Raw genomic sequence first — 19,746 nt, 5'->3', positions numbered from 1 at the left:
ACCGTGCACCCAGCCTTCAGCGCTTGGCGATGATATACACCGCATGCACGATGCCCGGGATATAGCCCAACAGAGTCAACAGGATGTTCAGCCAGAAGGCCCCGCCGAAACCGACCTGCAGGAATACGCCAAGGGGCGGCAAGAGAATGGCGATGATGATACGAATGAAATCCATGGATGGCTCCTGATCTGCAATGGCTACGTTGCCATATAGCTCATTGACACCTGACCGCTCGTCAGGGTTCAAGACACTGTCCAGAAAGACCGCCCGAACGGGCCCGAGAACGAAAGACAAAAAACGCGGGCAAAAGAAAACCCCGCCGAAGCGGGGCTTTGCAGACTGTTTCCCTGACATCCCTTTCACTCCACCATCCTGGCGGAATCCTACGTGTCCGTGTTGTTTCTCTGCGCATCCTGCGCGACGTCCATGTGAAGTAGATTAGTCCTGGATCCAATCTGCCGATAGAGGGAAATCGGCATCACGTTGTGTAAGCATTTTCTTACAATCACCTGCCTCAGAATTGCCCAGGCTCCAGCAGGAACAGCGATTCGCTACCCGCCCTCACCGATGCATCCAGGGAATGGAGACGCGGCAACAGGCGCGCGAAATAGAACCTCGCTGTTCCCAGCTTGCTCGCGTAGAAGTCATCCTGGCTTTCCTTGCCCAGCGCAGCCTTGGCCATCAACGCCCACATATAGGCGTAAGCGGTGTAGCCAAACGCTTGCAGATACTCCACCGATGCCGCGCCGATTTCATTCGGGTTCTGCTTGGCCTGATCCAGCAGCCACGCAGTCAAGTCATCCAGGGTATCGACAGCCTTGCCCAACGGCTTGGTGAACTCCGCCAGGTCATTGCTCGCCGTATGGATGAAATGGCGAATTTCCTCCGCGAACAGTTTGTAGAATGCACCGCCGCTGCCAACGATCTTGCGCCCCACCAGGTCCAGCGCCTGGATGCCGTTGGTGCCTTCGTAGATCTGGGTGATGCGCACGTCCCGGACCAACTGTTCCTGGCCCCATTCACGGATATAACCGTGGCCGCCGAAGATCTGCTGGCCGTGGACCGTGGTTTCCAGGCCCAGGTCGGTCAGGAAGGCCTTCGCCACCGGGGTGAGCAAGGCCACGAGATCTTCGGCGCGCTTGCGCGTGGCAGGGTCTTCGCTGAACTTGGCGGTGTCCAGCTGCATCGCCACGTAGGTGGAAAACGCTCGGCCGCCTTCGTTCGAGGCTTTCATGGTCAGCAGCATCCGACGCACGTCCGGATGGACAATGATCGGATCGGCGATCTTGTCCTTGTTCTGCGCACCGGTGGGCGAGCGGCTTTGCAGGCGGTCACGGGCGTATTCGATGGCGTTCTGGTAAGAGCGCTCACCAGAGGCCAGGCCCTGGATACCGACCCCCAGGCGTTCGTAGTTCATCATGGTGAACATCGCCGCCAGGCCCTTGTTGGGTTCACCTACCAGGTAACCCACGGCCTCGTCGAAGTTCATCACGCAGGTAGCGGAAGCCTGGATACCCATCTTGTGTTCGATCGACCCGCAATTGGCCGCATTACGCGCCCCCAGGCTGCCATCGGCATTGACCATGAACTTGGGCACCAGGAACAGCGAGATACCCTTGGGCCCCGCCGGCGCGTCCGGCAGCTTCGCCAGCACCAGGTGGATGATGTTCTCGGTGAGGTCGTGTTCGCCGCCGGTGATGAAAATCTTGGTGCCGCTGACCTTGTAGGAACCGTCGGCCTGGGGTTCGGCCTTGGTACGAATGATCCCCAGGTCCGTACCGGCATGCGGTTCGGTCAGGCACATCGAGCCGGCCCAGATGCCGGCGTACATGTTCGGCAGGTAAGCCGCCTTCAACTCTTCGCTGGCGTGCGCGTTGATCGACAGACAGGCACCGGCGGTCAGCATCGGGTACAGACCGAAGGACAGGCTGGCGGAGTTGACCATTTCCTCGACCTGGGCCGAAACGGCCTTGGGCATGCCCATGCCGCCGTATACCGGATCGCCACCGACGCCGACCCAACCGCCTTCAGCATAAGTCTTGTAGGCCTGTGGGAAACCCGCCGGCGTGCTGACAGCACCGTCAGCCCAGTGGCAACCTTCCTCGTCGGCGGCACGGCTGAGGGGGGCAATGCTTTTGCTGGTGACCTTGCCGGCTTCTTCCAGAATCGCTTCGACGGTTTCGGCGTCCACGGTTTCGGCCAACGCCGGCAGTTGAGCCCAGAGTTTCGCGACCTCGAATACCTCGTTGAGGACGAAGCGCATATCGCGCAGGGGCGCTTTGTAGTCAGCCATGGCAAACCTCGCAGGATCTAAACAGTTGGTTCGTAAGAAACGGTTTGAGTATGGCCCGAGTGTACCTCAACAACTTTTACGACACATAGGGTCAACCCATGACTGATTTGTTATTTTTAGTCATTGAGATGAAGCCGCAGGTTTCGCCAGCCGCCACAGGGCCTGCGGGATCGGGTGAAACCTGGTCTGGGTCGTTTAGAACGCGAACAAGTGCGCTGGCAGCTTCATCAGGCAATCGCTTCCGGCCTCGACGGCGGTCCGATGGGCAGCCGTGCGAGGCAACAAGCGCTTGAAGTAGAACTCACAGGTCGCCAGCTTGGCCTGGCAGAAATCCGCGTCACCAGTGCCACTGTCGAGTTGCGATCGGGCCACCAGTGCCATGCGCAACCACAGGTAGGCCAGGATGATGTAGCCGCTGTACATCAGATAATCCACGGAGGCAGCCCCCACTTCATCCGGGTTCTTCATGGCCGCCATACCGACCTGCGTGGTCAGTTCGCCCCATTGCTGGTTGAGCCCGTTCAGTTGTGCGACGTAGCCCTCAAGCTGCGGATGATCGGCATTCGCGGCGCAGAACCTGTGCACGATCCCAGTGAACCCGCGCAGCAGCTTGCCCTGGCTGCCCAGCACCTTGCGCCCGAGCAAGTCCAACGCCTGGATGCCGTTGGTGCCCTCATAGATCGGTGCTATGCGGCAGTCGCGTACCAGTTGCTCCATGCCCCATTCACGAATGAAGCCATGGCCACCGAACACCTGCATCCCGTGGTTGGTCACCTCCAGCCCGGTCTCGGTCATGAACGCCTTGCAGATCGGCGTCAGAAACGCCAGCAGATCCTCGGCCTCCTGGCGAGCGCTTTCTTCGGTGGCCAGGTGCGCGGTATCCAGCAACTGCGCGGTGAAATACGTCAGTGCCCGGTTGCCTTCGTTGAAGGCTTTCATGGTCAGCAACATCCTGCGCACATCGGGATGGACGATGATCGGATCGGCGACTTTTTCCGGCGCCTTGGGACCGGTCAACGAGCGCATCTGCAAACGGTCGTTGGCGTACCTGATCGCGCCCTGGAAGCTCGCTTCCCCCAGGCAAAGACCCTGCATCCCGGTGCCGAGCCGGGCATGGTTCATCATGGTGAACATGCAATTGAGTCCCTTGTTCGGCTCGCCGATGAGAAAGCCCTTCGCGCCATCGAAATTCAGCACACAGGTGGCCGACGCCTTGATGCCCATCTTGTGTTCGATGGAGCCACAGCTGACACCATTGCGCTCTCCCGCTTCGCCGGTGGCATCGGGCAGGAACTTGGGCACGATGAACAATGAGATGCCCTTGGTGCCGGCGGGCGCGTCGGGCAGCTTGGCGAGCACCAGATGAATGATGTTTTCACTCAGGTCGTGTTCGCCGGCGGAGATGAAGATCTTGCTGCCGCTGATCGCGTAACTGCCATCTGCCTGGGGCAAAGCGCGAGTCTTGATGATGCCCAGGTCCGTACCGCAATGGGCTTCGGTGAGGCACATGGTGCCGGTCCACTGGCCCGCGGTGAGTTTGCTCAGGTAGGTCTGCTTCTGCTCTTCGGTACCATGGGCATGGATGGCCGACATGGCGCCATGGGTCAGGCCCGGATACATGCCCCAGGAGGTATTGCTGGAGCCGATCATTTCGCTGATGACCAGGCCCAGGGAGCTGGGCAGTCCCTGGCCGCCATATGCCGGATCCGCCGCCAGGCCATGCCAGCCACCCTCCACATACTGGGCAAAAGCCTCTTTGAATCCCGCAGGCGTCGTGACGACGCCCTTGTCGAAGTGACAACCCTCCTCGTCGCCGGAGCGGTTGAGCGGCGCCAGTACGTTCTCACAGAAACGGGCGCCTTCCTCGAGGATTGCGCTGACCATGTCCGGGCTGGCGTCATTGGCCCCCAGCTCGGCATAACGGCCGTGGAAATCGAAGACGTGGTCGATCAGAAAGCGCATGTCGCGCAGGGGGGCTTTGTACTCGGGCATGGTGGTTTTCTCCGGTAGCAGATCATTCAAACCTACTGCCGGCCACCGGTGCTCACAATCACAGTCCAGGCGCTGAATGCGCCGTCATCACTCAACCCGCTGCAGTTTCCATGCGCACCGCGCCCCGCCGGTTCTGACCGAAGGCAACCACACAATTGCGCCCGGCCCCCTTCGCGTTATAGAGCGCCTGGTCGGCGGACTTGAGCACTTCTTCGGGGGTCCGTTGCTCGACGCGCTCCGCCACGCCGATGCTCACGGTTACCGACACGCTGGATGTGCCGGCGCCGGAACGCCGCTGGCGACCTTGCTGGTCATCCTGGGGACGACTGTCCGGATTACGCAATTGGATGCTGTAGGTCTCGATGGACTGGCGGATGACTTCCAGGTGAGGCATGCACTCGTCGACAGTCTTGCCCGCGAACACCAGGGCAAACTCTTCACCGCCATAGCGATATGCCCTGCCGCCACCGCCGATCTTCGACAGCTTGCTGGCCACCAGGCGCAACACCTGGTCGCCGACGTCGTGGCCGTGGGTATCGTTGAATTTCTTGAAGTGGTCCACATCACTCATCGCCAGCACATAGTTGCGCCCCAGGCGCTGCATGCGCTCGTTCAACGCCCTGCGCCCCGGCAGCCCGGTCAGTTCGTCACGGAACGCCATCTGATAGGCCTCATGGGCGACCGCCGCCGCGATCATCAACATCACCTGGCTGCACATGATGTTCAGGGTGAATGGCAGGATGAAGGTTTTCGGCAGCATCCAGAACAACCCCAGCAGGCCTACCAGTTGCGCGGCGTGCAGGGGACGGGGGTTGCGCCAGTATTGCCAGGCCAGCAAGAGGAACGCTGCGGCGAACACCGGGTAGGCCAGCTGGATCAGGCTCATCCAGGCACCATGCAACGCCGGCCAGCGGATCTCCGAAAGCCACACCAGCAACGCCTGGGGATAACTCTGCTCCAGGGCCAGGGCCACGCTGCCGAAGGCCAGCAGTACCGCAAAACGCGCCACCATGTCCTGGAACAGATGGGTACGCTCCTGCCATGCTGCGAACAGGCCAAACAACAAGGGCAGCAACAGGCAAACAAGGTGGAACACCACCGCCGCGTCTTCGCGCACCTTGCCGTTGTCGCGGTAGAAGTCGGTCTGGGTGTCCAGCAGGAAATAGGCGATGTACACCGTGACCATCAGGAACAGTTCACGCTGGCGTCGATAGACCGCGCAGTAGGCTCCGCCCAACAGCAGCACCAAGGTTGGAAGAACGTTGAACAACGACGTGAAGAAGACGTTGAGATCCTTGACGTAGGCGGCCGCAAGCCCCGCCAGCAATAGCAGCAATGACGGCAGGAAATGGCTGAAACGTACAGCGGAAGAACGCGGCAAGGGTAGAACTCCGACCCGGCTGATCAAAGATGGCATTGTGCCTGCTATTGGCACAATAAGGCACGGAAGATGTGACAGATGTCACACTGCCATCCCTGTAACGGCAGGAAGGAATGTTTTCTTAGGGTTCAGCTCGATGAATGTTTTTTCAAGATATTGGCACCCATGAAAAAGCCGCTGCTTCGCAAGGAAGCAGCGGCTTTTTCAGGAGAAACGCGTAAGGCTTAGTAGCCCAGCGCGAAGTCCTCTTCTTTCATGTCCATCAGGTTGTTGGCGCCCGACAGCATGGCGGCCACGTGGGTACGGGTACGTGGCAGGATGCGCTGGAAGTAGAAACGCGCGGTCTGCAGCTTGGCGGTGTAGAAGGCTTCTTCGGTGGTGCCGGCGGCGAGTTTTTCCGCTGCCAGGCGCGCCATGTCGGCCCAGAAATAGGCCAGGCAGGCATAGCCCGAGTACATCAGGTAATCCACCGAGGCCGCGCCGACCTCTTCGCGGTCCTTCATGGCAGCCATACCGACCTTCATGGTCAGCTCGCCCCATTCCTTGTTCAGCGCAGCCAACGGCTCGATGAACTCCTTGACCGCTTCGTTGCCTTCGTTGCCCTGGCAGAACTTGTGAACGATCTTGGTGAAGCCCTTCAGCGCCTCGCCCTGGGTCATCAGCACCTTGCGGCCCAGCAGGTCGAGGGCCTGGATGCCAGTGGTGCCTTCGTACAGCATCGAGATACGGCTGTCGCGAACGTTCTGCTCCATGCCCCACTCGGCAATGAAGCCGTGGCCGCCATAGATCTGCACGCCGTGGTTGGCCGCCTCGAAACCGACTTCGGTCATGAATGCCTTGGCGATCGGAGTCATGAAGGCCAGCAGTGCATCGGCCTTTTTCTTCTCTTCTTCGTCCACGCCATACTTGACGATGTCGACCTGCTTGGCCGTGAAGTACACCATCGCCCGGTTACCTTCGGCGAAGGCTTTCATGGTCAGCAGCATGCGACGCACGTCCGGATGGACAATGATCGGGTCGGCAGCCTTGTCCGGTGCTTTCGGACCGGTCAGGGAACGCATCTGCAAGCGATCGCGAGCGTATTTCAGGCCGCCCTGGAAGCCGATCTCGGCGTGGGCCAGGCCCTGCAACGCGGTGCCCAGGCGAGCGGTATTCATGAAGGTGAACATGCAGTTCAGGCCTTTGTTCGCCGGGCCGATCAGGAAACCGGTGGCCGCGTCGAAGTTCATCACGCAAGTGGCGTTGCCGTGGATACCCATCTTGTGTTCGATCGAACCGCAGCTCACCGCGTTGCGTTGGCCGATGGAGCCGTCGGCTTGAGGCAGGAACTTGGGCACGATGAACAGCGAGATGCCCTTGGTCCCGGCCGGTGCGTCCGGCAGGCGCGCCAGGACGATGTGGACGATGTTGTCCGCCATGTCGTGCTCACCGGCGGAAATGAAGATCTTGGTGCCGGTTACCTTGTAGGAACCATCGGCCTGGGGTTCGGCCTTGGTGCGAAGCATGCCCAGGTCGGTCCCGCAATGCGGTTCGGTCAGGCACATGGTGCCGGTCCACTCGCCGGAAACCAGCTTGGTCAGGTAAGCCGCCTGTTGCTCGGGCGTGCCGTGCTCGGAAATGGTGTTCATCGCACCGTGGGACAGGCCTGGGTACATGCCCCACGACCAGTTGGCCTCGCCGACCATCTCGCTGACTGCCAGCCCCAGGGATTCCGGCAGCCCCTGGCCGCCATGCTCGACGTCGTGGGCCAGGCTCGGCCAGCCGCCCTCGACGAATTGCTTGTAGGCTTCCTTGAAGCCGGTCGGGGTCTTCACGCCGGACTCGCTCCAGGTGCAGCCTTCGAGGTCGCCCACGCGGTTCAGCGGAGCCAGCACCTGCTCACAGAACTTGGCGCCTTCTTCGAGAATGGCGTCAACCATGTCCGGAGTTGCGTCCTGGCAAGCCGGAAGGCTCTGATAATGCGCTTCGTAGCCGAGCAGTTCGTCACGAACGAAGCGAATATCACGCAAGGGGGCCTTGTAGTCAGGCATAGCGATAAACCTCTGCTGATGTAACCGGGAATGAACGACCGCGAGGATTTGTTGTGGCGGTCAAACAGTTGTTTGAAACATACGTTTACGCCCAAATCTTGTCAAGCGTCGATCCGTTACCACTCGTCCTTCGTCTTGAAATTCATCGAGCCTGACTTGAACCAACGCCACCACTGTCAACCTTTACAGGTTCGGCGTTACGGGAAAACTGACGTACCGGCCAGGAGGCACAGAGCCGTTTCGGTCAAGACTAGCTCCCCCTGGAAGAAAGCACATGGCCACCCAATCCGCAGGAGACAGCTCGACTCGCATTCCAGGCGAACCGGACTGTAAATCTGATACAGACGGTTCTATCAGCTTCAATGGACGAGGTAGCGTCACCACTATCGCTCACGATGGAGAAGCCAGATTGATCTTTGCCTTGCAACTCGAAGATCGTTTTGCACTGACGCGCTACCTGCCTGACGGGATCAAGGACAGGGCCTTCCACGAGCTTGGTTGGAATTTCCTGGATGGCGACAAGAGTTTGCCGACACGCGTACGGATATCGTTAACCGCGTGTTGGTCCAGAATGACGACAAGATTCTCGTCGCCGGTTACGCAAATGCGCCAGACGACCTGCAAAGCGGCTTACTTGTCAGGTCGGAAGCGAACGGTGAGAGGATGACAGTTTCAATAACGGTGAACCGCTGTTGATTTCCGCACGTTGAACAAACTGAGCCACAACTCGATGGGCCTGCAACCGGACGGCAGAATCGTGGTGGTAGGTACCGCCGTCTCGGCTGGTGTAAAGGTGCAGCAGTACGAGCGCGTGACTCGGAGCGGACAGTTAGAGGGCTTCTAGTTGGCGCAAAGCCCCGGAGACTGCGCAGAGGTAACAGTCCAACCTTGGGACAGGTTGTCATTGCAGGCAGCTCTGGGGCTGGCAGCGCAATTACCCCAACGGTCTGGGGCTACATCGCAAGTTCATGAGACACCCTGGAATGCACGACAGCCACGAATCGGGTGCACTTCTCTCCACGGCGCCAATGAACGCAAGATCAGGCGAAGGTATCGATCAACGTTCCCAGCATTTCATCGGACGCCTTGGCCACATTGACGCCCAGTTGTACCTGGAACTTGCCTTGGGCCATCTCGACCATGTTGCTGGCCAGGTCTGACTGCTGGCTGCGATCCACCGAACGCAGGCGATCGACCTGTATGTCGGACGACTGGCTGGTCAGCGAACGTTCGATCGTATTGCTGGCGATCTGGCCTGATGCCAGATCGACGCGGCCCTGCCCTGTCTGAATAGTGCTCAGACCGGCGTAGAACGCGGTATTTCCTGAGATTTCCATGGCAGGACTCGTCTTCTTGAAGGATCGACGGTGCTATTGAAGCAGAAGCCTTGGAAAAAGGCCCGTCAAAAACACTAATGGCACAGTGCCGCCTCATAGGCAAAACCTTGGCATGTCTTCATTCCAGCAAATCCAGATGCAGATGCCCAGCCACGATTTCGGCTGTCACGCCCTTGATTCTCGGCACACGACCCAGGCAGGGCGCGGGAAGGCGCTCGGCCAGGGTGGCCAGGTTTTCTTCCAGGCGAGAGGTTTTGGGGTCGATGATGTTCGCCACCCATCCGGCCAGTTGCAAACCATCGCGGGCAATCGCCTCGGCGGTTAGCAGGGCGTGGCTGATGCAGCCCAGGCGCACGCCCACTACCAGGATCACCGGTAGGCCCAGAGCCATTGCCAGGTCCGAGAGATTGTCCTGATCGGCCAGCGGCACACGCCAGCCACCCGCCCCCTCGATCAAGGTGAAATCGGCGTTCAAGGCCAGCACTTCACGCATCGGCCCCAACAACGATTGAACTGTCAGTGCCACGCCCGCTTCCCGGGCCGCCAGGTGCGGTGCGATGGCCGGCTCGAAGGCCACCGGATTGACCTGTGCGTAACCGAGCGGCATCGAACACTCGGCCAACAACGCCAGGGCATCGGCGTTGCGCAGACCTTTGGGAGTGATCTCGCAGCCGGAGGCCACGGGCTTGCCGGCAGCCGTGCTCATACCGGCCTGCCGTGCGGCGTGCAGCAGCCCAGCGGCGACGGTGGTCTTGCCCACATCGGTGTCGGTGCCGGTGATGAAATAAGCCTGGCTCATAGCGGTTTCTCCAAAATGGCGTAGACCACCTGATAAGTCGCCGGCAACCCCTGGGTCTGACGGAACCGCTCGTACGCTTCGACCAGCGCCAGGATCCGTGCCCTGCCCGTCAAGCCACCCGGTCGACCGGGGTTCAGATTGTGGGCGCCCAATGCCTTCAATTCATGAGTCAGGCTGCGCACATCGGGGTAATGCAATACATGGGGGTGTTTTTCGAGACTGACTACAGACAATCCGCTGGCTGCACACAGCTTTCGATAAGTCTCGAACTCGCGGAACCGGTTGACATGCACCAGGCCATCCACCTGACGCCAGCTGTCGCGCAACTCATGCAGGGTGCCCACGCAAAGACTGGTGAAGGCAAACACGCCTCCCGGCTTCAAGACGCGATAAGCCTCGCTCAGGACCGAGTCGAACGCTTCGCACCACTGCACCGCCAGGCTGGAGAACATCAGATCGCAACTCGCCGCCTCAAGCGGCAGCCGCTCTGCGTCGCCGGCAACGAAATACGCGGCGCCCCCCTGGGGCCGGGCGTGCCTGAGCATACCCTCGGCGATATCCAGCGCCAGGCCGTTGGCTTCACCGAAGCGTGCGCCCAAGGCCCGGGTGAAATAGCCAGTGCCGCAACCCAGGTCCATCCAGCGTCCCGGCACCATAGGTGGCAACCGCTCCAGCAGAAGCTGGCCCACGTCGCGCTGCAGTTCGGCCACGCTGTCATAGCTGGCCGCCGCCCGGGAAAACGAGGCTGCCACCTGACGCTTGTCGGGCAGGGCCGGAGGCAGTTTGGGTAGAGACAGATCAGTCATCGCCGGACTCATGCAAGAAAGCCTGGATCGCCCCCGCCACACCGTGGGGATCCTCCAGAAGGAATCCATGGCCGGCCTGTTCGATCAGGCCGACTTCGACGTCCGGCAACAATGCCAGCAAGTCACTGGCCACTTCGGCCGGTACGAGGGCATCGAGCCCGGCGAACAAGTGCAGTTGCGGACCGCGAAAGCGCTGCAACGCGACACGGGTGTCCAACTGTGCCAGCACTTGCAGCCCAGCCAGCAAGACTTCGGGCGACAGGGATGGCGCACCGGCCAGCAGTAACCGCGACAGCCCGCGTGGATCGCCGCAACCCTGGGCGCACAGCAGGCTGAAGCGCTTGAGGGTCTGGCGTGGATCGGCCACGCACCCGGCGAGGAACCCGTCGAAGGTCGATCCGGCCATCGCGCTCGGCCAGTGCTCCCGGACCACGAATGACGCATTGCTCGCCAGGGTCAGCAGACCGCAGCAATGTTCGCCCCGGCGCGCGGCCAATTCCGCGGCCAGCATGCCGCCCAGGGACCAGCCGCCCAACCAGGCGTCCTGGGGTATGGTCGCGTCCAGCTCATCGAGCCATTGACCAAGATCGCTTGACGCCAGCGTCGGCAGCGGCTCGATTTCCACCCGCAGGTGTTCATCGAGCCCATGCAGCGCGGCCGCCAACGGCTCCAGCGGCGATACACCCAATCCCCAGCCGGGCAGCAGAATCAGTCGATCACGCATGGCTTGGCTCCGGTCCCAGTTGGGCAAAACACTCGGCCAGTGCATTCAACAATAGCTGCACCTGGGCTTCGCTGTGGGCAGCGGTCAGTGTCACGCGCAAACGGGCACTGCCAGCCGGCACGGTTGGCGGGCGGATCGCGGTCACCATCACCCCCCGCTCACGCAGCATCCGCGACAACCGCATTGCCCGCCCGGCATCGCCGATCATGATCGGCTGGATCGGTGTGAAGCTGTCCATCAACTGGAGTCCGATCTGCTCGGCCCCCTGGCGAAACTGTCGGATCAGCATCTGCAGATGCTCGCGTCGCCAATGCTCGCGACGCAGCAGTTCGAGGCTCTTGAGCGTGGCGCAAGCCAGGGCTGGCGGCTGGCTGGTGGTATAGATGTAGGGCCGCGCGAACTGGATCAGGCTTTCGATCAGCTCTTCGCTTCCGGCGACAAACGCCCCAGCAGTACCAAAGGCCTTGCCCAGAGTGCCCACCAGCACCGGTACATCCTCCTGGCCCAGGCCGAAATGCTCGACGACACCGCCTCCGTTGGCACCCAACGGGCCAAAGCCGTGGGCATCATCGACCATCAGCCAGGCCCCTCGGGCCTTGGCCTCCCGGGCCAGGGCCGGCAGGTCGGCAACGTCGCCATCCATGCTGAATACCCCATCGGTCACCACCAGGGTGTTCCCGGTGGCTTTCTCCAGACGCTTGGCCAGGCTTTGCGCATCGTTGTGCAAGTAGCGATTGAAACGCGCGCCCGACAACAGCCCGGCGTCGAGCAGCGAGGCGTGATTGAGCCGGTCCTCCAGCACGGTGTCACCCTGCCCCACCAGTGCGGTCACGGCGCCAAGGTTGGCCATGTAGCCCGTGGTGAACAACAGCGCACGGGGACGGCCCGTGAATTCGGCCAGTGCTTGCTCCAGTGCATGATGCGGGCCGCTGTGGCCGATCACCAGATGCGACGCGCCGCCCCCTATACCCCACTGGGACGCCCCGGCGCGCCACGCTTCGATCACCTGCGGATGATTGGCCAGCCCCAGGTAATCGTTGTTGCAGAACGCCAACAAGGATTGGCCGTCCACCACCACTTGCGGCCCCTGTGGGCTTTCGAGCAGTGGGCGCTGGCGATAGAGATTGTCGGCACGACGGGCAGCCAGGCGTGCGGCGAGATCGAAAGGCATGCAGGCCTCGGGTGACACTATTCAAAGACTCAGGGGTTTTCCTGTGGGAGCGGGCTTGCTCGCGAATGCGGCGTGCCAGTCCAAGCATTGTGGCCTGACGCACCGCATTCGCGTGCAAGCCCCGCTCTCACAGGTTTTGCGTCGATTCAGACAGCCGCGTTGTAGAACTGCTCGCTGCTCTTTTGCTCCACCAGCGCCTGTTCGATCGCCGCCTGGTGGACCTCATCGGCATGTTCTTCACGGGCCTCGGGCTGGATACCCAGGCGCGCGAACAGTTGCATGTCCTTGTCGGCCTGCGGGTTGGCGGTGGTCAACAGTTTGTCGCCGTAGAAAATCGAGTTGGCCCCGGCCATGAAGGCCAACGCCTGCATCTGCTCGTTCATCGCCTCGCGCCCGGCCGACAACCGCACGTGGGACTTGGGCATCAGGATCCGCGCCACGGCGAGCATGCGAATGAAATCGAACGGGTCGACATCCTCGGCATTCTCCAGCGGCGTGCCGGCGACCTTCACCAGCATGTTGATCGGCACCGACTCCGGATGCTCCGGCAGGTTGGCCAGCTGGATCAGCAGGTTGGCGCGATCGTCCAGGGACTCGCCCATGCCCAGGATGCCACCAGAGCAGATTTTCATCCCCGACTCACGCACATAGGCCAGGGTCTGCAGGCGCTCGCTGTAGGTGCGGGTGGTAATGATATTGCCGTAGAACTCCGGCGACGTGTCGAGGTTGTGGTTGTAGTAGTCCAGGCCAGCCTTGGCCAGCGCCTCGGTCTGCTCCTGGTCGAGACGCCCCAGGGTCATGCAGGTTTCCAGGCCCATGGCCTTCACCCCCTTGACCATCTCCAGCACGTAGGGCATGTCCTTGGCCGACGGATGCTTCCACGCCGCGCCCATGCAGAAACGGGTCGAACCGATGGCCTTGGCGCGGGCGGCTTCTTCGAGGACCTTCTGCACTTCCAGCAGCTTCTCCTTGTCCAGGCCGGTGTTGTAGTGACCGGACTGCGGACAATATTTGCAATCTTCCGGGCAGGCGCCGGTCTTGATCGACAGCAGCGTGGAGACCTGGACGCGGTTAGGGTCGAAGTGCGCGCGGTGCACGGTCTGCGCCTGGAACAGAAGGTCGTTGAATGGCTGGACGAAGAGTGCTTTGACTTCGGCCAAAGACCAGTCATGACGCAGGTTGGCAGTGGTGCTGGCGCTCATGGGCAATTCCTTGATTATGCTTGGCTGGCGCCTGGGCAATGCAATACCCACAGGCGCGACACGGATGTTCGGCATATTTAAGGAAGAGTCATGAGCTGTCAACCGCAATACAAAGGCCAAGTTTACATCTGGTTAAAAAACAAACAATCCTGCCTGTTATGCGGGGAAACCACTGACACCCCCCAACCCATCTGTACGCCCTGCGAAAGCGAATTGCCCTGGCTCGGCGACCAATGCGGCAGATGCGCCCTGCCGCTGCCCATGGCCGACCTGCTGTGCGGACAGTGCGCCACCCGGCCACCGGCCTACGAACGGGTCTTGGCGTCCTGGGCCTACGATTTCCCGATAGACAGCCTGATCACCCGATTCAAGCATCAGGCCAAATGGCCCCTTGGCCGATTACTGGGCCAATTGCTCGCGCTGTCGCTACAGCACCACTTCGATGAAGGCCTGGAACGCCCCGACGCCTTGGTACCGGTGCCTCTGACTACTCGACGCTTGCGCCAGCGAGGGTTCAATCAGGCGAGCCTGTTGGCGCGCTGGCTCGGCACCGTATTGCAGATCCCTTGTGCAGAAAACCTGTTGCGGCGTGTCCAGGACACGCCAGCCCAGCAGGTGCTCGACGCCCGGGCACGCCGACAAAACCTGCGCCAGGCATTCGCCATGATGGCCGATGCCCCGGTCCGCAATCGGCACCTGGCCCTGGTGGACGATGTGCTGACCACCGGCGCCACCGCCCAGGCCCTGGCCCGGCTGTTGCTCGACGCCGGCGCTGCACGGGTCGATGTGTATTGCCTGGCCCGTACGCCAAAACCGGGTGAGCCGGCTTGACGCGCCAGGCCCAAGGCGCCAACGTCCTTGCATTCACTCTTTCGCACGGTTTTGCGTCATGTCATTGCCCACGCTTCTGACCCAGCACATCGTCCGGCGCCCGCAGCGCATCGCCCTGTTGCAGCATATCGCCGAACAAGGCTCGATCACTCGCGCGGCGAAGAGCGCGGGCCTGAGCTACAAGGCCGCTTGGGATGCCATCGACGAACTGAACAACCTGGCGGATCAGCCGCTGGTGGTGCGCAGTGTCGGCGGCAAGGGCGGGGGCGGCGCACGGCTATCGGAAGAAGGCCAGCGCGTGCTGCGCCTGTACCTGCGCCTGCAAGCCCTGCAGGCGCAGTTGCTGCAGGCGAGCGAGGACGCAGGTGACCTGGGCCTGCTGAGCCGGCTCATGCTACGCACCAGCGCCCGCAACCAGCTGCACGGCACGGTCCTCGGCATCGAGGCCCAGGGCCATAACGATCGGATACGCCTGGAGCTGGCCCGAGGCCTGGTGATCGAGGCGCAGATTACCCATGACAGCACGATGCGCCTGGAGCTGGAGACGGGGACCGAAGTGGTCGCCCTGATAAAAGCCGGCTGGCTGGAGCTGTTCCCCATCGGCCAGGCGCAAGCGCCGGACGACAACGTGCTGCAGGGCCTGATCGAGGAGATCGCCAATGCCAGCGACGGTCCCAGCGAAGTGCGCATCGGCCTGCCCAATGGCCAGACCCTGTGCGCCCTGGCCGACCCGCTCCGGTTGCAGGCACGCCAATTGACGGTGGGCTCAGCGGTGCACGTGGTGTTTTCGCCGACAAATGTGCTGCTCGGCACACCGTTGTAGCGCGCTGAAACAATAGCTTCATCGACCGGCTTTAAGGTGTCTGCCAAAACCAGCAGGGAGCCTGAGATGAGCCTATTAGAAGAAAACCAATCCACCGACCTGGAAAAAATCGTTGGCCTGAGCCGACGCAGCTTCATCAGCGCCGGCGCCCTGTGCGGGGCGGCGATGTTCCTGGGTGGCAACCTGCTGAGCCGCAGCGTGCTGGCCGCCGCCGTGAGCGAAGGCAACAGCAGGCTGCTGGGCTTCGACAGCATCGCCGCCACCAGCGCTGACACCATCACATTGCCGCCGGGCTACAAGTCCTCGGTATTGATCAGTTGGGGCCAGCCGCTGCAAAGGAATGCGCCGGCCTTCGACCCCAGTGGCAACGGCACTGCCCGGGCCCAGGAAATGCAGTTCGGTGACAACAACGACGGCATGAGCCTGTTCCCGTTCCCCGGTGACAACAACCGTGCGCTGATGGCGATCAACAACGAATACACCAACTACCGCTACCTCTTCTCCCATGGCGGCCTGCCGCAGTCCGCCGAAGACGTGCGCAAGGCCCAGGCCAGCGAAGGCGTCTCGGTGATCGAAGTCCAGCGTCGCCGTGGCCAATGGCAGTTCGTCCAGGAGTCGCGCTATAACCGCAGGATCCACGGCAACACGCCAATCCGCCTGCGCGGCCCGGCTGCCGGACACGAGCTGATGAAGACCAGCGCCGACAAGAGCGGCAAGAAAGTGCTCGGTACCTTCCAGAACTGCGCCAACGGCATGACACCGTGGGGCACCTACCTGACCTGTGAAGAGAACTTCACCGATTGCTTCGGCAGCAGCAAGCCCGACCTGCAGTTCGACGAAGCGCAGAAGCGCTACGGCGCCACCGTTGCCAGCCGTGAGATCAACTGGCACCTGCACGACCCACGCTTCGACCTGGCGAAGAACCCCAACGAGCTCAATCGCCACGGCTGGGTCGTGGAAATCGATCCATTCGATCCAGATTCCACGCCGGTCAAACGTACGGCCCTGGGCCGCTTCAAACATGAGAACGCCGCCCTCGCCCAGACCAATGACGGCCGCGCCGTGGTGTACATGGGCGACGACGAACGTGGCGAATTCATCTACAAGTTCGTCAGCCGTGAACGCATCAACCATCGCAATGCCAAGGCCAACCGCAACCTGCTGGACCACGGCACGCTGTACGTGGCGCGCTTCGATGCCGGTGACGGCAACCCGGACCATCCGAAAGGCAAGGGCCAGTGGATCGAACTGACCCATGGCAAGAACGGCCTCGACGCCAGCAGCGGCTTCGCCGACCAGGCCCAAGTGCTGATCCACGCACGCCTTGCCGCCAGCGCCGTTGGCGCCACGCGCATGGACCGCCCGGAGTGGATCGTGGTCAGCCCGAAAGACGGCCAGGTCTACTGCACCCTGACCAACAACTCCAAGCGCGGCGAGGAAGGCCAGCCGGTGGGCGGACCGAACCCTCGGGCCAAGAACGTCTACGGACAGATCCTGCGCTGGCGCACCGACCGCGACGACCATGCCTCCAAGACCTTCTCCTGGGACCTGTTCGTCGTCGCAGGCAACCCGACGGTGCATGCCGGCACGCCAAAGGCCGGTTCATCCAACATCAATGCGCAGAACATGTTCAACAGTCCCGATGGCCTGGGTTTCGACAAGGGCGGACGGCTGTGGATTCAAACCGACGGCGACTCCAGCAACACCGGGGATTTCGCCGGCATGGGCAACAACCAGATGCTCTGCGCCGATCCTGACAGCGGCGAAATTCGCCGCTTCATGGTCGGGCCAGTGGGTTGTGAAGTGACCGGCATCAGTTTCTCGCCGGACTACAAGGCCATGTTCGTCGGGATCCAGCACCCGGGGGAAAACGGCGGTTCGACATTCCCTGAGCATCAGCCCAATGGCAAGCCACGCTCCTCGGTGATGGTGATCACCCGGGAAGACGGTGGAGTCATCGGCGCCTGACAGGGCCTCATCGCGAGCAAGCTCGCTCCCGCAATGGTTCCGCTATCCCTGTGGGAGCGAGCTTGCTCGCGATAGCGTCAGCACAGCCGCCACCTATCTGCCTCTGTCTGCGCTACCATGCCGGGCCGGACGCGGCAGCCCTGCCGCTGCGCAGGAGTCAGCATGTCCCATCCATTTGAAAACCTCACCCCCGACCTGGTACTCGATGCCGTTGAAAGCATTGGCTTTCTCAGCGACGCCCGGGTAATGGCCCTCAACAGCTACGAAAACCGGGTCTATCAGGTGGGTATCGAGGATGCCGAGCCGCTGATCGCGAAGTTCTATCGCCCCCAGCGCTGGACCAACGAAGCGATTCTCGAAGAGCACCGCTTCACCTTCGAACTGGCCGATTGCGAAGTGCCGGTGGTGGCTCCACTGATCCACAACGGCACCAGCCTGCATGAACATGCCGGATTCCGTTTCACCCTGTTCCCCCGTCGCGGCGGTCGTGCACCGGAGCCGGGCAACCTCGATCAGCTCTACCGCCTGGGGCAACTGCTCGGGCGCCTGCATGCGGTGGGGGCCACTCGCCCCTTCGAACATCGTGAAGCCTTGGGCGTGAAGAACTTCGGCCATGATTCGCTGACCACCGTATTGGAAAGCGGATTCATCCCCCGCAGCCTGCTGCCCGCCTACGAGTCGGTGGCCAGGGACCTGCTCAAGCGTGTCGAAGAGGTCTACGCCGCCACACCCCACCAGAACATCCGCATGCACGGTGACTGCCATCCGGGCAATATGATGTGCCGCGACGAGGTCTTCCACATCGTCGACCTGGACGATTGCCGCATGGGACCGGCAGTGCAGGACCTGTGGATGATGCTGGCCGGTGATCGGCAGGAATGCCTGGGACAGTTGTCGGAATTGATGGACGGGTATCAGGAGTTCCACGACTTCGACCCGCGGGAGCTGGCCCTGATCGAGCCCCTACGCGCGTTGCGCCTGATGCACTACAGCGCCTGGCTGGCGCGGCGCTGGGATGATCCGGCTTTCCCTCGCAGCTTCCCGTGGTTCGGCAGCGAACGCTACTGGGGCGACCAGATACTGGCGTTGCGCGAGCAACTGGCGGCGCTCAATGAAGAGCCGCTGAGGCTGTTCTGACGACCGCCGCGGATCCCTTGTGGGAGCGAGCTTGAACTGGTCAAGTAATCTTGGACACCAGTTAAGGCTTACGCCGCCAGCCGTTCTTTGGCGACTGGTGACCGATAGTCGTTGTAGCTATGAGGCCTGACGGTGTTGTAGCGCGATACATAGCGCTGCACATCCGCTCGGGCTTCATGCTCGGATTCGTAGCCTGTTTCGGGTACCCACTCTGATTTCAGACTTCCAAAGAAACGCTCCATTGGGGCGTTGTCCCAGCATTCGCCTTTACGACTCATGCTCTGCTGTAGCCCGTGTTCCATCAGTACATTCCTGAATTTATGGCTGGTGTACTGGCAACCCTGGTCGGAGTGAAACAGCACGTTTGCAGGGCGACGGCGCACTTCAACCGCCATTCGTAGAGCTTCGCAGGTCAACGTGGCATCGGAGATCATCGAAAACGCCCAACCCACCACCCGGCGAGCATACAAATCCAGAACCGCCGCGAAGTACAGCCATCGCTTGCCCACCTTGATGTACGTCACGTCTCCACACCACACCTGATTAACCGCCGTCACATCAAACTTGCGCTTGAGTATGTGTGGCGCCACCAGCGCTTCCACCCCTGGTGACTTGTACTTATGACGCCTGCGCTGACGACTGACAATGCCTGCCTCTCGCATCAAACTGCGAGCCATAAACCGCCCGACACTGTGTCCGCTGGCTTGCAACTGCTTGGCCAAGGTGCGGGCCCCCGCCGACTCTCTCGACGCCTTGTGATGCTTGACCAGCACGGCCTTGAGCTTTTCTCGCCGAGGATTCACTTTGTCTTGGCGCTGACGCCAGGCGTAAAAGCTGCTGCGGTTGATGCCAAGCACCCGACAGCACTCATTGACGCCGTATTGCTCGCCCAGCTCACAGATCAACGAGAGTGATCTTTGGCGTCCAAAAGCAGGAGAGCACTGGCCTTTTTTAGGATTTCGATATCCCGATCCTTTTGCCGCAGCAACGCTTTGAGCTCCTGGATCTCACGTTGATCGGCGGTAATCGCTTTGGCCCCTGCCGGCGTTGAACCTTGGCGTTCCTGACGAACCTGATCGACCCAACGGCGCAAGGCTGTAGGGCCAATATCCAAACCGACACAGACCTCAGGTACCGATTGCCCCTCGTCCAGCACCATGCTGGCGGCCTTGAGTTTGAACTCTCTCGAATAGGATTTACGCATAGCCAAACACCTCAGATTTGGGCGCTATCATAGCGCCCGATTGAGGT

At 61.4% G+C, this 19,746-nt stretch carries 17 protein-coding genes; 4 read left to right on the top strand and 13 right to left on the bottom strand.

Annotated elements, in window-relative coordinates:
- Positions 1–16: 16 nt before the first annotated feature.
- From BT179_RS22505 to bioB, 11 genes are all read right to left on the bottom strand, one after another.
- Positions 17–175, bottom strand: a complete 159-nt coding sequence (locus BT179_RS22505) for a YqaE/Pmp3 family membrane protein (RefSeq protein WP_003177654.1) — start codon at positions 173–175, stop codon at positions 17–19.
- 340 nt (positions 176–515) lie between these two features.
- Positions 516–2,294 carry an acyl-CoA dehydrogenase C-terminal domain-containing protein gene (locus BT179_RS22500; protein WP_072389788.1) on the bottom strand — a complete coding sequence of 593 codons (1,779 nt, stop codon included), beginning with the start codon at positions 2,292–2,294 and terminating at the stop codon, positions 516–518.
- Between the two features lie 195 nt (positions 2,295–2,489).
- Positions 2,490–4,286, bottom strand: coding sequence for an acyl-CoA dehydrogenase C-terminal domain-containing protein (locus BT179_RS22495; RefSeq protein ID WP_072431938.1), 1,797 nt, complete (start codon positions 4,284–4,286; stop codon positions 2,490–2,492).
- Positions 4,287–4,377: 91 nt separating this feature from the next.
- Entirely contained in the window at positions 4,378–5,667 is a 1,290-nt protein-coding gene (locus BT179_RS22490) for a GGDEF domain-containing protein (RefSeq protein WP_072431937.1), read from the bottom strand.
- A gap of 224 nt (positions 5,668–5,891) precedes the next feature.
- Positions 5,892–7,697, bottom strand: coding sequence for a phenylacyl-CoA dehydrogenase (locus BT179_RS22485; protein WP_072389798.1), 1,806 nt, complete (start codon positions 7,695–7,697; stop codon positions 5,892–5,894).
- 1,040 nt (positions 7,698–8,737) lie between these two features.
- Positions 8,738–9,034, bottom strand: a complete 297-nt coding sequence (locus BT179_RS22480) for a pyrroloquinoline quinone biosynthesis protein PqqE (RefSeq protein ID WP_072431936.1) — start codon at positions 9,032–9,034, stop codon at positions 8,738–8,740.
- A gap of 118 nt (positions 9,035–9,152) precedes the next feature.
- Positions 9,153–9,833: a dethiobiotin synthase gene (gene bioD / locus BT179_RS22475; RefSeq protein WP_072389804.1), complete on the bottom strand. Its 681-nt coding sequence runs from the start codon at positions 9,831–9,833 to the stop codon at positions 9,153–9,155.
- The gene (gene bioC / locus BT179_RS22470) at positions 9,830–10,639 is read right to left on the bottom strand and encodes a malonyl-ACP O-methyltransferase BioC (RefSeq protein WP_072389807.1); all 810 of its coding nucleotides are present in this window, start codon (positions 10,637–10,639) and stop codon (positions 9,830–9,832) included. Before bioC ends, bioD begins: the two co-directional genes overlap by 4 nt.
- Complete coding sequence (locus BT179_RS22465) at positions 10,632–11,363, bottom strand: alpha/beta fold hydrolase (RefSeq protein WP_072389810.1); 732 nt, start codon at positions 11,361–11,363, stop codon at positions 10,632–10,634. The genes bioC and BT179_RS22465 overlap by 8 nt, the downstream gene beginning before the upstream one ends.
- Complete coding sequence (bioF, locus tag BT179_RS22460) at positions 11,356–12,534, bottom strand: 8-amino-7-oxononanoate synthase (protein WP_072389814.1); 1,179 nt, start codon at positions 12,532–12,534, stop codon at positions 11,356–11,358. The genes BT179_RS22465 and bioF overlap by 8 nt, the downstream gene beginning before the upstream one ends.
- Positions 12,535–12,680: 146 nt before the next feature.
- Positions 12,681–13,736 (bottom strand): biotin synthase BioB, encoded by a 1,056-nt coding sequence (gene bioB / locus BT179_RS22455; RefSeq protein WP_072389817.1) that lies wholly within the window; start codon positions 13,734–13,736, stop codon positions 12,681–12,683.
- A gap of 90 nt (positions 13,737–13,826) precedes the next feature.
- On the opposite strand from bioB, the gene BT179_RS22450 reads away from it, so the two are divergent.
- The 4 genes from BT179_RS22450 to BT179_RS22435 all read left to right on the top strand — a co-directional run bounded on the left by BT179_RS22450 (position 13,827) and on the right by BT179_RS22435 (position 18,495).
- The gene (locus tag BT179_RS22450) at positions 13,827–14,567 is read left to right on the top strand and encodes a ComF family protein (protein ID WP_072431935.1); all 741 of its coding nucleotides are present in this window, start codon (positions 13,827–13,829) and stop codon (positions 14,565–14,567) included.
- A 58-nt stretch (positions 14,568–14,625) separates the two neighbouring features.
- On the top strand, positions 14,626–15,390 hold the full coding sequence (locus BT179_RS22445; RefSeq protein WP_072389824.1) for a TOBE domain-containing protein: 765 nt from the start codon (positions 14,626–14,628) through the stop codon (positions 15,388–15,390).
- 66 nt (positions 15,391–15,456) lie between these two features.
- Positions 15,457–17,358, top strand: coding sequence for a PhoX family protein (locus tag BT179_RS22440; protein WP_072431934.1), 1,902 nt, complete (start codon positions 15,457–15,459; stop codon positions 17,356–17,358).
- A 162-nt stretch (positions 17,359–17,520) separates the two neighbouring features.
- Positions 17,521–18,495 (top strand): serine/threonine protein kinase, encoded by a 975-nt coding sequence (locus BT179_RS22435; RefSeq protein ID WP_072389829.1) that lies wholly within the window; start codon positions 17,521–17,523, stop codon positions 18,493–18,495.
- A gap of 68 nt (positions 18,496–18,563) precedes the next feature.
- Here BT179_RS22435 and BT179_RS22430 read toward each other — a convergent pair whose 3' ends face one another.
- Together BT179_RS22430 and BT179_RS27050 are read right to left on the bottom strand one after the other, a co-directional pair.
- Positions 18,564–19,400 (bottom strand): IS3 family transposase, encoded by an 837-nt coding sequence (locus BT179_RS22430; protein ID WP_072430581.1) that lies wholly within the window; start codon positions 19,398–19,400, stop codon positions 18,564–18,566.
- The gene (locus BT179_RS27050; RefSeq protein ID WP_072430580.1) at positions 19,397–19,699 is read right to left on the bottom strand and encodes an IS3 family transposase; all 303 of its coding nucleotides are present in this window, start codon (positions 19,697–19,699) and stop codon (positions 19,397–19,399) included. The genes BT179_RS22430 and BT179_RS27050 overlap by 4 nt, the downstream gene beginning before the upstream one ends.
- Between the last annotated feature and the right edge of the window lie 47 nt (positions 19,700–19,746).

Source organism: Pseudomonas sp. NFACC43, from assembly GCF_900119645.1.
In the GTDB taxonomy this organism is placed as follows: Bacteria; Pseudomonadota; Gammaproteobacteria; order Pseudomonadales; family Pseudomonadaceae; genus Aquipseudomonas.
Note: the sequence above shows the minus strand (reverse complement) of the source record. Positions and strands in the feature narration are given on the sequence as shown.

Bases quoted from the DNA above. Each gene is read 5' to 3' on its own strand.
- BT179_RS22505 (WP_003177654.1), bottom strand. From the start codon at position 175: ATGGATTTCATTCGTATCATCATCGCCATTCTCTTGCCGCCCCTTGGC.
- BT179_RS22500 (WP_072389788.1), bottom strand. From the start codon at position 2,294: ATGGCTGACTACAAAGCGCCCCTGCGCGATATGCGCTTCGTCCTCAAC.
- BT179_RS22495 (WP_072431938.1), bottom strand. From the start codon at position 4,286: ATGCCCGAGTACAAAGCCCCCCTGCGCGACATGCGCTTTCTGATCGAC.
- BT179_RS22485 (WP_072389798.1), bottom strand. From the start codon at position 7,697: ATGCCTGACTACAAGGCCCCCTTGCGTGATATTCGCTTCGTTCGTGAC.
- BT179_RS22480 (WP_072431936.1), bottom strand. From the start codon at position 9,034: ATGGAAATCTCAGGAAATACCGCGTTCTACGCCGGTCTGAGCACTATT.
- bioD (WP_072389804.1), bottom strand. From the start codon at position 9,833: ATGAGCCAGGCTTATTTCATCACCGGCACCGACACCGATGTGGGCAAG.
- bioC (WP_072389807.1), bottom strand. From the start codon at position 10,639: ATGACTGATCTGTCTCTACCCAAACTGCCTCCGGCCCTGCCCGACAAG.
- BT179_RS22465 (WP_072389810.1), bottom strand. From the start codon at position 11,363: ATGCGTGATCGACTGATTCTGCTGCCCGGCTGGGGATTGGGTGTATCG.
- bioF (WP_072389814.1), bottom strand. From the start codon at position 12,534: ATGCCTTTCGATCTCGCCGCACGCCTGGCTGCCCGTCGTGCCGACAAT.
- bioB (WP_072389817.1), bottom strand. From the start codon at position 13,736: ATGAGCGCCAGCACCACTGCCAACCTGCGTCATGACTGGTCTTTGGCC.
- BT179_RS22450 (WP_072431935.1), top strand. From the start codon at position 13,827: ATGAGCTGTCAACCGCAATACAAAGGCCAAGTTTACATCTGGTTAAAA.
- BT179_RS22445 (WP_072389824.1), top strand. From the start codon at position 14,626: ATGTCATTGCCCACGCTTCTGACCCAGCACATCGTCCGGCGCCCGCAG.
- BT179_RS22440 (WP_072431934.1), top strand. From the start codon at position 15,457: ATGAGCCTATTAGAAGAAAACCAATCCACCGACCTGGAAAAAATCGTT.
- BT179_RS22435 (WP_072389829.1), top strand. From the start codon at position 17,521: ATGTCCCATCCATTTGAAAACCTCACCCCCGACCTGGTACTCGATGCC.
- BT179_RS27050 (WP_072430580.1), bottom strand. From the start codon at position 19,699: ATGCGTAAATCCTATTCGAGAGAGTTCAAACTCAAGGCCGCCAGCATG.